The 12,361-nt window shown below is 68.8% G+C and carries 16 protein-coding genes and 2 pseudogenes; 9 read left to right on the top strand and 9 right to left on the bottom strand.

Features of this window, described 5'->3' with window-relative positions; translation table 11 throughout:
- Positions 1-32: 32 nt before the first annotated feature.
- Together ACZ7L9_RS33850 and ACZ7L9_RS33855 are read left to right on the top strand one after the other, a co-directional pair.
- The gene (locus tag ACZ7L9_RS33850) at positions 33-614 is read left to right on the top strand and encodes a TetR/AcrR family transcriptional regulator (RefSeq protein ID WP_471421348.1); all 582 of its coding nucleotides are present in this window, start codon (positions 33-35) and stop codon (positions 612-614) included.
- Between the two features lie 55 nt (positions 615-669).
- Complete coding sequence (locus tag ACZ7L9_RS33855) at positions 670-1,896, top strand: SGNH/GDSL hydrolase family protein (protein WP_471421350.1); 1,227 nt, start codon at positions 670-672, stop codon at positions 1,894-1,896.
- A gap of 246 nt (positions 1,897-2,142) precedes the next feature.
- On the opposite strand, the gene ACZ7L9_RS33860 is transcribed toward ACZ7L9_RS33855, so the two are convergent.
- Positions 2,143-2,679 carry a hypothetical protein gene (locus tag ACZ7L9_RS33860; protein WP_471421352.1) on the bottom strand — a complete coding sequence of 179 codons (537 nt, stop codon included), beginning with the start codon at positions 2,677-2,679 and terminating at the stop codon, positions 2,143-2,145.
- A gap of 70 nt (positions 2,680-2,749) precedes the next feature.
- Positions 2,750-4,267, bottom strand: coding sequence for an alkaline phosphatase (locus tag ACZ7L9_RS33865; RefSeq protein ID WP_471421354.1), 1,518 nt, complete (start codon positions 4,265-4,267; stop codon positions 2,750-2,752).
- A gap of 117 nt (positions 4,268-4,384) precedes the next feature.
- Between ACZ7L9_RS33865 and ACZ7L9_RS33870 the strand changes: the two are divergent.
- Positions 4,385-4,501, top strand: a pseudogene (locus ACZ7L9_RS33870) (arsenite S-adenosylmethyltransferase); the annotation flags it as partial.
- Between the two features lie 277 nt (positions 4,502-4,778).
- Here ACZ7L9_RS33870 and ACZ7L9_RS33875 read toward each other — a convergent pair.
- Positions 4,779-5,195: a RidA family protein gene (locus ACZ7L9_RS33875; RefSeq protein ID WP_471421355.1), complete on the bottom strand. Its 417-nt coding sequence runs from the start codon at positions 5,193-5,195 to the stop codon at positions 4,779-4,781.
- A 337-nt stretch (positions 5,196-5,532) separates the two neighbouring features.
- Between ACZ7L9_RS33875 and ACZ7L9_RS33880 the strand changes: the two genes are divergently transcribed.
- Positions 5,533-6,030: a transglycosylase SLT domain-containing protein gene (locus ACZ7L9_RS33880; RefSeq protein ID WP_471421357.1), complete on the top strand. Its 498-nt coding sequence runs from the start codon at positions 5,533-5,535 to the stop codon at positions 6,028-6,030.
- A gap of 10 nt (positions 6,031-6,040) precedes the next feature.
- Here the strand turns inward: ACZ7L9_RS33880 and ACZ7L9_RS33885 are convergent, their stop codons facing one another.
- Positions 6,041-7,648, bottom strand: coding sequence for a hypothetical protein (locus ACZ7L9_RS33885; RefSeq protein WP_471421359.1), 1,608 nt, complete (start codon positions 7,646-7,648; stop codon positions 6,041-6,043).
- A gap of 147 nt (positions 7,649-7,795) precedes the next feature.
- On the opposite strand from ACZ7L9_RS33885, the gene tatA reads away from it, so the two are divergent.
- Positions 7,796-8,077 (top strand): Sec-independent protein translocase subunit TatA, encoded by a 282-nt coding sequence (gene tatA / locus ACZ7L9_RS33890; RefSeq protein ID WP_471421361.1) that lies wholly within the window; start codon positions 7,796-7,798, stop codon positions 8,075-8,077.
- Between the two features lie 20 nt (positions 8,078-8,097).
- On the opposite strand, the gene ACZ7L9_RS33895 is transcribed toward tatA, so the two are convergent.
- The 4 genes and pseudogenes from ACZ7L9_RS33895 to ACZ7L9_RS33910 form a co-directional block, all read right to left on the bottom strand.
- A complete protein-coding gene (locus ACZ7L9_RS33895; protein WP_471421363.1) occupies positions 8,098-8,328 on the bottom strand; it encodes a hypothetical protein in 231 nt (76 codons plus the stop codon).
- A 177-nt stretch (positions 8,329-8,505) separates the two neighbouring features.
- The gene (locus ACZ7L9_RS33900; protein WP_471421364.1) at positions 8,506-8,952 is read right to left on the bottom strand and encodes a sec-independent translocase; all 447 of its coding nucleotides are present in this window, start codon (positions 8,950-8,952) and stop codon (positions 8,506-8,508) included.
- A gap of 106 nt (positions 8,953-9,058) precedes the next feature.
- Positions 9,059-9,202, bottom strand: a pseudogene (locus ACZ7L9_RS33905) (transposase); the annotation flags it as partial.
- Between the two features lie 6 nt (positions 9,203-9,208).
- Entirely contained in the window at positions 9,209-9,529 is a 321-nt protein-coding gene (locus tag ACZ7L9_RS33910) for a hypothetical protein (RefSeq protein WP_471421374.1), read from the bottom strand.
- Between ACZ7L9_RS33910 and ACZ7L9_RS33915 the strand changes: the two genes are divergently transcribed.
- From ACZ7L9_RS33915 to ACZ7L9_RS33925, 3 genes are all read left to right on the top strand, one after another.
- Positions 9,468-9,914, top strand: coding sequence for a hypothetical protein (locus ACZ7L9_RS33915; RefSeq protein WP_471421366.1), 447 nt, complete (start codon positions 9,468-9,470; stop codon positions 9,912-9,914). The two genes, ACZ7L9_RS33910 and ACZ7L9_RS33915, sit on opposite strands and share 62 nt — an antisense overlap.
- A 322-nt stretch (positions 9,915-10,236) precedes the next feature.
- Positions 10,237-10,326, top strand: a complete 90-nt coding sequence (locus ACZ7L9_RS33920) for a tryptorubin family RiPP precursor (RefSeq protein ID WP_020930389.1) — start codon at positions 10,237-10,239, stop codon at positions 10,324-10,326.
- An 80-nt stretch (positions 10,327-10,406) separates the two neighbouring features.
- The gene (locus tag ACZ7L9_RS33925) at positions 10,407-11,456 is read left to right on the top strand and encodes a cytochrome P450 (RefSeq protein WP_471421367.1); all 1,050 of its coding nucleotides are present in this window, start codon (positions 10,407-10,409) and stop codon (positions 11,454-11,456) included.
- A 281-nt stretch (positions 11,457-11,737) separates the two neighbouring features.
- Here ACZ7L9_RS33925 and tnpA read toward each other — a convergent pair whose 3' ends face one another.
- Complete coding sequence (gene tnpA / locus ACZ7L9_RS33930; RefSeq protein WP_471421368.1) at positions 11,738-12,166, bottom strand: IS200/IS605 family transposase; 429 nt, start codon at positions 12,164-12,166, stop codon at positions 11,738-11,740.
- A gap of 53 nt (positions 12,167-12,219) precedes the next feature.
- On the opposite strand from tnpA, the gene ACZ7L9_RS33935 reads away from it, so the two are divergent.
- Positions 12,220-12,361, top strand: a 142-nt coding sequence (locus tag ACZ7L9_RS33935; protein ID WP_471421373.1) for a helix-turn-helix domain-containing protein, incomplete at its 3' end; no start/stop codon positions are given.

Raw genomic sequence — 12,361 nt, forward strand, 5'->3', positions numbered from 1 at the left:
GTCAGAGATGAGAAGCGATTCGGAGGATGAACATGGCACGGGCCGGACGGGTAGGACTGACCACGGAGCGCCTGGTCCGGGCAGGGGCAGAGCTGGCCGACGAGGCCGGCTTCGAGCAGGTGACCCCCGCGGAACTCGCCCGGCGGTTCGGTGTCAGGACCGCGAGCCTGTACTCGCACGTGAAGAACGCCCACGACCTCAGGACCAGGATCGCCCTGCTCGCCCTGGAGGAACTCGCCGACCAGGTCTCCACCGCCGTGGCCGGACGAGCCGGCAAAGACGCCCTGACCGCTTTCGCGAACGTCTACCGCGACTACGCCCTCAAGCACCCGGGCCGCTTCGCCGCAGCCCGGTTCCGGCTCGACCCGCAGACGGCGGCCGCCAGCGCCGGCGTCCGGCACGCCCAGATGACGCGGGCGATCCTGCGCGGATACAACCTGGCCGAACCGCACCAGACACACGCGGTGCGGCTGCTGGGCAGCGTCTTCAACGGCTACGTCGGCCTGGAGACCGCCGGCGGCTTCAGCCACAGCACCCCTGACTCGCAGGAGAGCTGGACCGAGATCCTCAACGCGCTCGACGCCCTGCTGCGCACCTGGCCCACCACCTCCTGACCCGCCCTTCCGGCCGCCCTGCCAACCGACCCTCCTGATCGAAGAGACCGGCGAAATGAACACCGAGCACGACTGGACCACCACCCCTATCACCGCCGGCCTCCTGCGCGGCGCCCTCGACCTGGAGCGCACCGAACGCGGCGTACTGCCCCACCGGCTGCCCACGCGCGCCCGGCAGCAGATCCCCGACGGCCAGCTGGCCATGGCGGAGTCACAGCCCTCCGGAGTACGGCTGGCCTTCCGCACCCGGGCCACCGCCGTCGAGCTGGACGTCGTAGCCACCAAACGGGTCTACGTCGGAGCGCCGCCACCCCCCGACGGGGTGTACGAGCTCCTCGTCGACGGGCAGCTCGCGGGCCGGGCCGGCGCGACCGAGGGCGACACGCTCACCATCGACATGGCCTCCGCAACCGCACAGACCCGGCCCGGGCCGGTGGAGACCCTGCGCTTCACCGACCTGCCCGACGACGAGAAGGACGTCGAGATCTGGCTGCCGCACAACGAGACCACCCAGCTGGCCGCCCTGCGCACCAACGCCCCCGTCCACACACCACCGCCCAGCGGCCGCAAGGTCTGGCTGCACCACGGCAGTTCGATCAGCCACGGCTCCAACGCTGCCACCCCAACCGGGATCTGGCCCGCCCTGGCCGCCGCTCTGGGCAAGGTGGAGCTGGTCAACATGGGATTCGGCGGCAGCGCCCTGCTCGACCCGTTCACCGCCCGCACCATGCGCGACACCCCCGCCGACATGATCAGCGTCAAGATCGGCATCAACATCGTCAACGCCGACCTGATGCGGCTGCGCGCGTTCGGCCCGGCCGTCCACGGTTTCCTCGACACCATCCGCGACGGCCAACCCACCACCCCGCTGCTGGTCGTCTCGCCCATCTACTGCGCCATCCACGAGAACACGCCCGGACCCAGCGCCCCGGACCTCAGCGCGATGAGCGAGGGGCGGCTGCGGTTCGTGGCCACCGGCGACCCCGCGCAAACAGCTGCCGGGAAACTGACCCTCACCGTGATCCGCGACGAGCTGGCCCGCATCGTCCAGCAGCGTGCCGCAACCGACCCGAACCTGCACTACCTCCACGGCCTCGACCTCTACGGCGAGGCCGACCACGCCGAACTGCCGCTGCCCGACAATCTGCACCCGGACCCCGCCACCCACCAGCTCATCGGCGAACGCTTCGCTCACCTCGCCTTCGGCGGCAGCCCTTTCACCGTGGAGGCCAGAGCCGCTGTCGAGAGGAGCGAAGCCGTGAGGCACACGCTGAACTTGTGACTCCTCCATCCCGTCCCCTGAAGGGGGCGGCGTCTCGCTATGCCGGTCGGGCTTCGCGACGGACCAGCCCGGCCCATGGAGGAGAACGACGCTCGAGACCGGCTCTCGCAGCCTCCCCAGCGGACCCCCGCCGATGGATGCACGGCCGAGCCGGATTCGCTCTGCTCCCCCACCGCATCCTCCTCCAGCGATCACCGCACAGCGCTACCACCGATTACGGGACAGAGCCCGTTCGCCTTGGGTCGACTACTCGTTGACCAGTACGGGGATGGAGAGCACCGCGGTAGCCGGAGTGCCGGTGAGATTCTTCGCGGGCACGGTGAAGTCGATGCCGTTCCCGGCCGCGCGCGGGCCGTCATGGTGGCCGTGGCCGTGCGCGTCCTCTCCCTCTTCCTGGTACTGGAAGCTGCCCGTGCCCAGCAGGCGGCCGTCGGCGTCGTAGTAAGCGGCACGTAGTTCCAGGGCGAGGACGTCACTGACATCAGAGGTGATGGCCACATGACCGGTGACTGTCGGCTTCTTCGTGAGCGCGAGACCGGTGACGCGTACCCGGTCGGTGAACGGTCCCTCCTCGATACGGACTTCGCCCTGCTTTGGCAGTGAGGTGAGTGTGGGAGCCGGGGCAGGGGCGGAACGCGGGGCGGGCAGGGCGGCCGGAGTGAGCGTCGGCAATGGCTGCGCATCGGCGCGGTCGGCGTCCGCGGCGGCGCTGCAGCCGGTGAGGGCCGCCAGCATGACGGCGCCCAGTGTGGCGAACACCTGAGAGCGGGTGAGGTGTCTCATCGTCGTACTCCAGATACATCCGGGCCGGGGCCGGGAGGGGGAAACCCTCCCGGCCCCGGCCTCAAAGAGGTCAGCCGTGCTGGGGCGCGGTGCCGAACAGCGAGCGGTACAGCTTTCCGTACAGCTCGGTGTTGTTCTGGCTGGCGGCGAAGGCGCTGCCATTCGGACCGTAGGCGTAGATGGGCACGTCGGCGCCGGTGTGGTTGCCGGACAGGTAGGTCAGCCAGAGGCTGGCGTCTTCGCTGCCGTCCTTCACACCCTTCGGGTCGTCGGGCGTACGGAACGTGGCGGGCGCGAAGTTCTTCGCGTCGCCGGAGCCCGCGCCGTTGACGATGCCGCTGGAGCGGGCCGCATCCTTGGCGCCGGAGGACGAGCGGGACGGGGTGCTGTTGTTGGCCGGGTTGCCCGCGTCGGTGTTGGCCGGGGGCGCGACGGCCTCGGCGTTGGTGTAGGTGCCCTTCTCGATGATGTTGAAGCCGGCGCACTCGTGGTCGGCCGTGACGACGACCAGGGTGTGGCCGTCCTTCTTCGCGAAGTCGTACGCCGCCTTGACCGCGTCGTCGAACGCCTTGACCTCGGCGAGCGTCTGGGCGGCGTCGTTGGCGTGCGAGCGCTTGTCGATCTGGGCGCCCTCGACCTGGAGCAGGAAGCCCTTCTTCGAGCGGCCGTTCAGCAGCGAAAGGGACTTCTTGGTCATGTCCGCCAGTGTCGGCTCCTGCTTCTGCGGGGCGTCCGCGGGCAGGGAGGCCTTCGCCTGCTCGACGCTCAGGTTGCCCCGGTTGAACAGGCCGATGACCTTCTTGCCCTGGGCCTTGTCCAGGTCGGTCTTGGTGGCGACCTTCTGGCTGGCGGCGGTCTGCGCCGGCAGCGACGGGTCACCGAAGCTGCCGAGCACCTGATAGCCCTGCGCCTGCAACGCCTTCTGGTCGTCCGGCTCGAAGCGGGCAAGGCCACCGCCGAGAATCACGTCCGCCGTGCCGTTGTGGGCGATCTGCTCGGCGATCGGCGTGATCAGCGTCTTGTCCTTGGGCGCCGACTCGTACGTGCCGTCGGCCTTCTTCGGCAGGCAGGCGGCGTCGGAGTAGACCGGGCCCTGGCAGCCGCGCAGCAGCGCGTGGCTGAACTGGGCCGCCGGAGTGGCGTCGGTGATCTCGGCGGTGGAGACGTTTCCCGTGGCGAAGCCGGCCGACTTGGCCTCCTCCATCAGCGTCGACACCTTCTTCTCGTAGGTGTCGACGCCGATCGCCGCGTTGTACGTCTTGACGCCGGACGACCAGGCGGTGGCCGAGCTGGCCGAGTCGGTGACCAATGCGGGCTGCTCGCTGCCCTTCTCGACGGCGTAGGTGGCGACCGCGCCCGTGTACGGCAGGCGCTCCATGTTGAGCTTGCCGTCCGCCCCGTAGTAGCGGTCGCGGCCGGCCGTGACGTGAGTGCGGCCCATTCCGTCACCGAGCAGGTAGATGACGTTGCGTATCTCCTTCCCCTGACCGTCTTGCTGGGGAGCGGAGTTGGCGGTGATCGCCGTACCGGCGGCCACGGCGCCGGTCAGGGCCAGGACCGTCAGCGTCTTCACAGGTCTACGTCGCATGCTCGGGAGATTCCCCTCGAAAATGTGTTACTCGGGCCGCCGACGCTAGGAGCGGGACATGAACACGCCACCTTCCTTGAGTGTCGCCGAGTCGAACACCTCCGGCTCCTACGGGCCGTCGTGATCTCCAACTGTGTGATCAGCCTGTCCACCGACATGCACGCCGTGTTCGCCGAGACCTTCCATGCCCTCAAGCCCGGCGGCCGCATCGGCGTCCTGGACGTCGTCACCGACGGTTCCTCGGATCGCCGGACGTCTCCTCCCGTCGGGCGTCGCCGCGCTGACGGCGGCGCGGCGTGGCGGCCCCGGCCGTGTTCCACAGACGGGTGGTGTTGATGAGTTCGGGTTCTGGCACACATTCCGTGAAAGATCTTGCTGGCTCTCGCCGGCAGGAGGCGCGCGTCATGTGAGCTGCGCGGACCACGCGTCACCGGGGTCCGGTGAGGCCGGACTCGAGATCGCTCACGGAATGTGTGCCAGAACCTGAGTTTGGGAGGCACCGGGTCTCCTGTCAGGGCAGCGAGTCGAGCACGGCGGCGACGGCCTCGATCTCGACGAGCTGGTCCTTGTAGCCGAGCACAGTGACGCCCATCAAGGTGCTGGGGACGTCATGGTCGGCGAACGAGTCCCGGACTACCTCCCAGGCGGCCACCAGATCCTCCCGGCGGGCCGATGCGACGAGAACTCGTGTACTGATGACGTCCTGGAGTGACGCGCCGGAGGCAGCGAGAGCAGCCCGCATGTTCTCGACGGCTTTCAGCGCCTGACCCGCGTAGTCTCCGATCGCTGCCGTCGAGCCGTCGTCGTTGAGGGGACACGCCCCTGCCAGGAAGATCAGGCGGGAGTCGGCGGGTGCCGTGGCTGCGTAGGCGTACTCGGCGACGTCGGAGAGGGAGGCGGAGCGGATAAGAGTGATGGCACGAGCCACGGTCGTCGAGTCCTTTCCCATCGGGTGTTGAGCACGGACATCCTGCCAACGTCCCGTTGGCACCCGCCTTCATTTTTCTCGCCGCTCGCGCGGCAACGCCATCATTTCTGGTCGACACTCATGGGACTGTCGAGTTCTGCGTAGGGGCGATGGAGGATTTCGGAACATGGCGGATCCCCGGGCACGTCGGCGATGGCTCGCGGTGCTGGCACTCTTCCTGGGCGTCTGGGGCGTGGTGCGCTGCGGCCACATGTCGAAGCTTGATGAGTCAACAGGCATTGCGGCACCCGGCGAGTCTTCTTCTCCGACGCACAGCGCGGCCAGCCCGTCGGCTTCGATGCGGAATCCGGTTTACGATCCCGCGGAGTTTGCCTCACAGGTCCGAACGCAGTCCGCGAAGGCCGGGATCAATCCGCAGATGCTGATGGCGATCCTTTACAACGAGTCGTACAAGCCGCACGACCCCGACCTGGAACGGGCCTGGCAGCGTTACAAGCCTGACGCCTCGTTCGGCATCGCGAACATGCATCGGGCGGCCTTCGCCGAGACCAAGCGGGGACGGGACTTCGCCGACCGGAGGTGGGAGGAACTGCCCGACGACCGGGATCTGGCCATCGAGGCGGCCGCCTGGCACCTGCACGACCTGGCCGCCCAGCTGCCCGCCCGCCGGGCCGGTTCGTACACCAAGAACGAACTGCTGGCCCTTGGCTACAACGCCGGGGCCGGCAACATGAAGGCATTCGCCCGCGGGGCGACACCAGGCAGCCAGGCCCAGTCCTATCTGGACCGCCTCCACGCCAATTGGGCCAAGGCCGCAGCAGCCATCCGGGCGTGACCGGCGCCGGTCACCAGTCTCCGCCCCCGAAGTCGCCACCGGAGTCTCCGCCCCCGAAGCCTGACCCGAAGTCGGCCGGGTTGAAATCGGCGCCGGAGAATTCCCCGCCGTCGGGCAGGCTCTCCGCAGATGCGGAGCCCCCGGCGTCGGCGAAGGCCGAGGGTGCGCTGATCAGGCTGCCGAGCACGGTGCCCATGAGGAGACCGCCGAGAATGCCGCCCGCGCCGCCGAAGTAACCCCCTGCCCAAGGGGTGTAGGCGGGGCCGGCATTCCAATAGGGCTGCCTGCCGTGGTCGGTGTCGACCATTCGGGACTGCGGTTCTTCGCCGTCGCTCAGGCGTGCGGCATCCGCGGCACATGCGGGAACAGGCCGCATCGTGCCTCCGTGCGGGGCCCACTGCACGTCGGTGGCCGACGGGCCGTGCCGGGGATCGAAGAAGCAGGGAAGCCGGTGTTCGGGCAGCGGGGCACCGGTACGCCGGGCAGCCAGGGTGGCCAGAGCGAACCGCCCCTGCTCCAGGGTCTCGGTCACCTGCTGGACGTCGTGGGGCCGGGCGGCCCGGGCCATCTGTGTCTTGGCCCTCTCGTACGTGTCCAGGGCATGACTGTAGTCCTGCCGCATATCACCTGTGGCGCCGGGCTCGGACGGAGAGAAATCGAGACGGTCCAGCTCCTCGCCGAAAGCGGTGATGTCCTCGTCCACCACCACACGCAGGGCCTCCAGCTCGGCGCGCTCGCGCTCCTGCCTCTTCTTCTTCGACCGGCGGTAGAGGGCGTACGCGCCCGCGCCGCCGGCGACCAGCACGCCGCCGGCAACCAGCAGTCCGGTGGACCCCGAGCCCTCCTCCTCGTCGCCGTCCGCCCAGGAGGACGGCGCGTTGCCCTTGGCCTGCTGGAGTGCCTGGTCGACGAAGCTGTTCAGCTGGGCTTTGGTGTCCGAGGGCGCGGAGCGCTTCACCGCGCCCTTGAGGTTGTCGACGGCGTTGCGGGACATCACCTGCGGATCGGCACCCGCGTTGAAGCCGTCACCGAGGCGGATCGCATACACACCAAAGACGCCGGTCAGCGACCGCACGTCCTTCAGCACGGTCTCCTCGGGGAATGAGGCGGCTGCGGGCAGCACGGCGACGAATACCGGCTTGTCAGCATCCTCGATCTTCTTTGCCAGTGCGTCGGCATCGGCCTTCGACAGTTGCTCCTCGGCCCGTGGGTCGACGTAGACGGGCCTCTTCTTCAGCGCCTCGGCCACTTCGCCGGTACTGCTCGCGGCGTGCGCCGATCCAGGGGCGAGGGCCGCCGCCGAGCGGCCGGTGTCACCCTTGTCTCCGCCGCCCGGTTCACTGTTCCCGCCGCTCCGCGCATCCGAACCGATGACCAGGACATTCTGTCCCTTCGAGGCGGCGACGGGCCGGCTGTCGGAGATCCGTAGGGCGCCGAACGCGTCGATGTTGCCGCTGAACCTGAGACAGGACCAGCCGGCGCCGGCCATCACCAGCACGAGCAGCGACAGGGACATCGCAGGCACGAGCCGCACCCGGCCGTGCTTGCGCCGTCGGCCGCGGGCAGCGGGCCGAACGCCGCCGCGGTGCGTGGGTGCCGTCTGGTGGCTGCCTGTCATGTGTGGCCCTCATTCGTCCGGCTCGTGCAGCGGGGACGACTGCCCCCACCCCATGGTTATACAGTTGCGCAATCTAGCAATCTTCACGGCGGGTGCGACCTCCGCGGCGCACACGCCGGGACAAGCGAGAGAAAGGACGGGGTGACAATGCTCCGCAACGGACTGGAACCCTGGCACCTGCTGATCGTGGCGATCGTGATCATCGTGTTGTTCGGGTCGAAGAAGCTGCCGGACGCCGCCCGCGCGGTGGGGAAGTCGCTACGGATCCTCAAGAGCGAGACCAGGGCGATGAAGGAGGACGGCGCGCCACCGGCCGCCACACCCGAACCCGCACCGGCCGAACCGGCGCCTCCCCGGACGATCCATGCCGCCCCCGGCGATGCGGCCTCGGCCCGCCCGGTCCCGGAGGGCGGCACCACGACCCGCTGAACTTCCGCCCGGCGGGCGCATCAGGGGCTGGCCCTGTCGAAGCCGTATCGCAGCGGCTCACCCCGTACGCCGAGGTCGCGGCGGTAGACGTACAGCGCGTCCACCTGAACGCCACCCGACGGGGCGTCCAACGGGCAGGGGTAGGTGACTTGCAGCACTCCCGGCCGGTCGGCGACCCGCATCCGCAGCCCGTGCGCGGGACCCCCGTCGAGCACCGCGGCCTCCCAACCTGTCGCGTCATCCGTGTTCATGACGGAAACTTTAACAGTTGCGCAATCTATAAACTATTGCGAGTCCATGACGCCGGAGCAGCCCACGGCAGACCCGGCGGCGTCTCACCTCGGAAGAAGCAGCACACATGGGCGTCGGCCTTGCCCAGGGCCAGAACGTCGCCCTCAACCAGGACGACACCCCGCCATCGCTGCGGTTCAGGTGGCGTCCGGATCGAGCGAAGGGCGTCCGGCCTTCGCCGCGTCCCCGCCCTTGCTCAGGGAGACCGGGCTCGTCGCCGCCATGCGCGGGGCGGGTTCCGTCGACGAACCGTCTGCTGTTGCGTCATGTACGGCGTCCGCGACCTCCGTCAGCTCCTGCCTCGGGTCGAGGGCGCCACGGATCTCGTCGAGCCCCAAGCCGTCGCCGTCCAGGACGTGCTTGCGCACGAACGCCTTGGGGTTGAGGTCTTCAAATTCGAAGTCCCTGAACTCCGGGCCGAGTTCGGACCGGATCTCCTCCTTCGCGTTCTCGGAGAACTCCCGGAACTTCCGGATGAACCCTGACACGTTCTGGATGACTTCCGGCAGCTTGTCCGGGCCGAAGAGGAGGACCGCGAGGACCGCGAGCGTGACCAATTCCAGCGGACCCACATCAGAGAACACGATGCCACTCCTCGGGCGTCACGGCCGGGCACCTGGCGCGCCGACGGGCCTCTCGCTTTCACTCCAATACTTTACAGGTTGCGCAACTAATGAATCATTCCGGGCCTCGGCCGCTGTTGTAGCGGTGCAGCCGGCGGAACGGGCCGAGGCGGGCTTCGCGTTCGTCGGCCCGGGTTCTGCGGCCCTGGAGCGTCTCACGCTTGCATGTGGCATTGAAGGACTCGGCGGGCGCGTTGTCCGCCGAGCCGCCGGCGGGTCAGCCGGCGTGGGTGATGTGCGAGAGGAAGGTGCTGAGCCCGCGCTGCAGGCTGTCGTAGTCTGCGGCCGGGGCCGCCGGGAGGCGGCGCAGACGATCGCGTTCGGGGCCGAGCAGGTTGTCGATGGAGTGTGTGGCGGCGCGCGTCGCCGCGGGCGGGTGGGCGGTGATCGAGGCGACGAGGTCGCGGGTCGCGGTGTCCAGCGTCGTCCCGCCGGGGCACACATTGGCCGGGCGGGAGCGGGTCAGCCCGGCGGAGGTGTGCGAGTACCCCCTTGCCCTCGGCTCGGTCGGAACCAGCCAGCGCGAGCCCTTCGACATCGGTGTGCAGTTGGAGGGCCTGACGGTCCATCCGGCACTGGTCTGCGACGGACTTGCCCCGCAGTATGAGTTCGTCCGCCCCAAAGGCGGCGTCGCACTCGTCGGCGACGTCGGCGACCTGCACCAGGACACGGCGGCCATGGGGTCGCCCATGTCCGGGTCGACCACCCGGTCTTCCGCCGGCGCGAGGCACAGGTGCAGACCATGCTGGGCCGACGGCTGCCCTGGGCGGCGGCGCAGTTCTCCGGGTTGTTGGTGTCGCTGCTGTGCCCGTCGGGGTCACAAGGCTGATCGACGGGGCGGAGCCCGTCTCTCCGCACCGAGTGCCATGGACCCGCAGGGGGCGTACGAGATCATTTCGATGACAACGGATCGGGCTCCGTGAAGGTGGCCGGCCGCCCCGCCACGCGCACGTGCCGCCGGGTGCCCAGGTCCCCCGTTTCGTAAAGCCTTCGCCTCTTCACCACAACCACCAACACCGCTGTTGCATAAGGCACTTGGTATACGTATCCGCTACATCGGGATCAATCGCCTGCTTCGTCAAGCGCTTTCGCCGCCTCGCACCCTGAACTCGCATGAAACACGGTGTTGGTTGTTCTTTACGGTGATACAGGTCACTTGACGTCGCCGGGGCCCCGGCATTCACTTCTGCGGCGGTCGAAGACCCATTCGACGGCCTGCAACCGGGGAACAGACCCTTCCCCGCCATGGAGGTACGGATGAAGTTCGTTCGTCTCGTGAAGCGGATGCGCAGCGACAAGAGCCTCAAGGCCTATGCGTGGTACGGCTGGATCTGACCGGCCCACGCCTGTAGGAGAGGCCGGTGGCAGGCCGGGCGTGACGGCCCACCACCGGCCCACGTTCCCGGAGGTTCCCGATGCCCCAGCGACCGGTCGTCAGCCACCCCGGCCGGCGGGTGCGCTTCGCGCCCAGGATCGACGCGCTGCTCAGCCGCCACACCGGCCAGGACCTGTTCCGGCTGGAACCCAACACGATCGGTGTCGCGGGCGCCGACCTGATGGACGCCCTGCTCCGCAGCCGGCCGGCCAACGCCGAGGAGCGCCCGACCTTCAAACCCGTCCTCGGCCGGCACGTAGGCCGGGCCGATGCGTCCGCCTACATGCAGGCGGTGGCGGCGGACGTGCGGAATGCGCTCCAGCGCCCCTTGGAGACGTCGGTCGACCTGACCGGCCCGTGGCCGCAAGTGCCGCACGCCTACCTCCGGGACCTGGTCTTCGGACGGGAACTCCTGCGCTTCCGGGTCCTGGTGGACCGCAGACTGGAACTCACCCCGAAACTGACCTGGTCCGCCGTCACGTCGGGCGCCGCCCTGCTGCGCCGCCCCGACCACGCGGAACCCCTCTCGAAGCTCGCCACGCTCGTCCTGGGCGCCACCGGCTACCCGGACCGCCGATACGCCATGTACCTCTACCGGCGGGTGGCGGCGCCGATCTGCTTCACCGTGGCCGCACTGGTCACCAACGCGGTCTGGCTGGGCGCACCGTTCGACGACGCCGTCCCGAACCGACACCTCCTCGCCGAGGCGCTCCGGTTGCTGCCACCGTCCTGGAACATTCTCCGGGTGGCCTCGCCCGAATTCACCGCGGTGGACGCCCGGATCGGCCCGGCGGACGACGTCCTGCTGCTGCCCCTCCTGAGTCACCGCGATCCCGCGCGGTGGGAGGCGCCTGACGCCTTTTGCCCAGAGCGGTGGGCGGACCTGGAGCCGGACGACCACCCCGGGTACCTGCCGTTCGGCCACGCCCACGAACGCTGCTGGGGCCGCCACATGGTGCTGCCGCTCGCCGAGCGCCTCCTCGATCTGGTCCGCCGGGACGGTCTCACGGTGCGCCCCGACCAGACCGTCGGCCGGGTCGAACTCGACGGCCTGATGGAAGTCGCGGAAGTCCGGGTGACGCGGGGGTGACGTGGGGCCGACCTGACCGGGCGGCCGGCCATGGCGCGGCACCTCGGGACTCGGACGCCACGCGCAAGGCGTTGCTCGCCTGATACGACTTCAGCACGAGCAGCAGCGCGAGCTGGTGCTCGTCGGAGTGGGCTCGGCGGCCTCTCACACGGACAAGCCTCCCAGCACACCCCGTCCATCCCTCTCTTCGGAGGGAATCCCCGCCTTCGGGCGGGGAGGGAATCCGATCCTGAACACTGCGGCCCGGAGCGCTGCAGCATCGCTCCGGAATGCTGCCCTGCTCAGGCGGGGCGCTTCTGGTTCTCGATGTAATCCTTGACCATTTGGAGTGGTGCGCCGCCGCAGGATCCGGCGAAGTAGGAGCCGGACCAGAAGCGTCCGTGCAGGGTGGCCCGGTTCACGCGGCCGGTGAACTCGGCGCGCAGGTAGCGTGAGGAGACGCCCTTGAGACTGTTCACCAGGTTCGACAGGGCGACTTTCGGCGGATAGTGCACCAGCAGATGGACGTGGTCGTCTTCGCCGTTGAACTCGATCAGGTCCGCACCGAAGTCGGTGCAGACGTTCCGCATGATCTCTTCGCAGCGCGTCAGCATGTCGTCGTCGAAGACGTTCCGCCGATATTTGGTAACGAATACCAAGTTTGCGTGAAGGTTATAAACTACGTGACGGCCTCGTCGTACATCGGGATCTGGTTCCCAGCGTGGTGACATGAACCAAGAGTAGTGCGGTTCCGCCGGACCGGACCGAAGAGGGGGTGGGCCGGGTGATTCGTGCGTACAAGTTCCTCCTGCGGCCCACCGTGGGCCAGCGGCTCGCGCTCGGTGAGATGCTGCGTGATCACTGCTCGCTCTACAACGGGGCGTTGCAGGAGCGCCGCGACGCCTGGCACCACACCTCGAAGACCA

This window comes from Streptomyces sp. NPDC111516, assembly GCF_055635345.1.

Coding starts and splice junctions, on each gene's coding strand:
- ACZ7L9_RS33850 (WP_471421348.1), top strand. CDS start 33: ATGGCACGGGCCGGACGGGTAGGACTGACCACGGAGCGCCTGGTCCGG.
- ACZ7L9_RS33855 (WP_471421350.1), top strand. CDS start 670: ATGAACACCGAGCACGACTGGACCACCACCCCTATCACCGCCGGCCTC.
- ACZ7L9_RS33860 (WP_471421352.1), bottom strand. CDS start 2,679: ATGAGACACCTCACCCGCTCTCAGGTGTTCGCCACACTGGGCGCCGTC.
- ACZ7L9_RS33865 (WP_471421354.1), bottom strand. CDS start 4,267: ATGCGACGTAGACCTGTGAAGACGCTGACGGTCCTGGCCCTGACCGGC.
- ACZ7L9_RS33880 (WP_471421357.1), top strand. CDS start 5,533: ATGCGGAATCCGGTTTACGATCCCGCGGAGTTTGCCTCACAGGTCCGA.
- ACZ7L9_RS33885 (WP_471421359.1), bottom strand. CDS start 7,648: ATGACAGGCAGCCACCAGACGGCACCCACGCACCGCGGCGGCGTTCGG.
- tatA (WP_471421361.1), top strand. CDS start 7,796: ATGCTCCGCAACGGACTGGAACCCTGGCACCTGCTGATCGTGGCGATC.
- ACZ7L9_RS33895 (WP_471421363.1), bottom strand. CDS start 8,328: ATGAACACGGATGACGCGACAGGTTGGGAGGCCGCGGTGCTCGACGGG.
- ACZ7L9_RS33910 (WP_471421374.1), bottom strand. CDS start 9,529: ATGTCGAAGGGCTCGCGCTGGCTGGTTCCGACCGAGCCGAGGGCAAGG.
- ACZ7L9_RS33920 (WP_020930389.1), top strand. CDS start 10,237: ATGGAGGTACGGATGAAGTTCGTTCGTCTCGTGAAGCGGATGCGCAGC.
- ACZ7L9_RS33925 (WP_471421367.1), top strand. CDS start 10,407: ATGCCCCAGCGACCGGTCGTCAGCCACCCCGGCCGGCGGGTGCGCTTC.
- tnpA (WP_471421368.1), bottom strand. CDS start 12,166: ATGTCACCACGCTGGGAACCAGATCCCGATGTACGACGAGGCCGTCAC.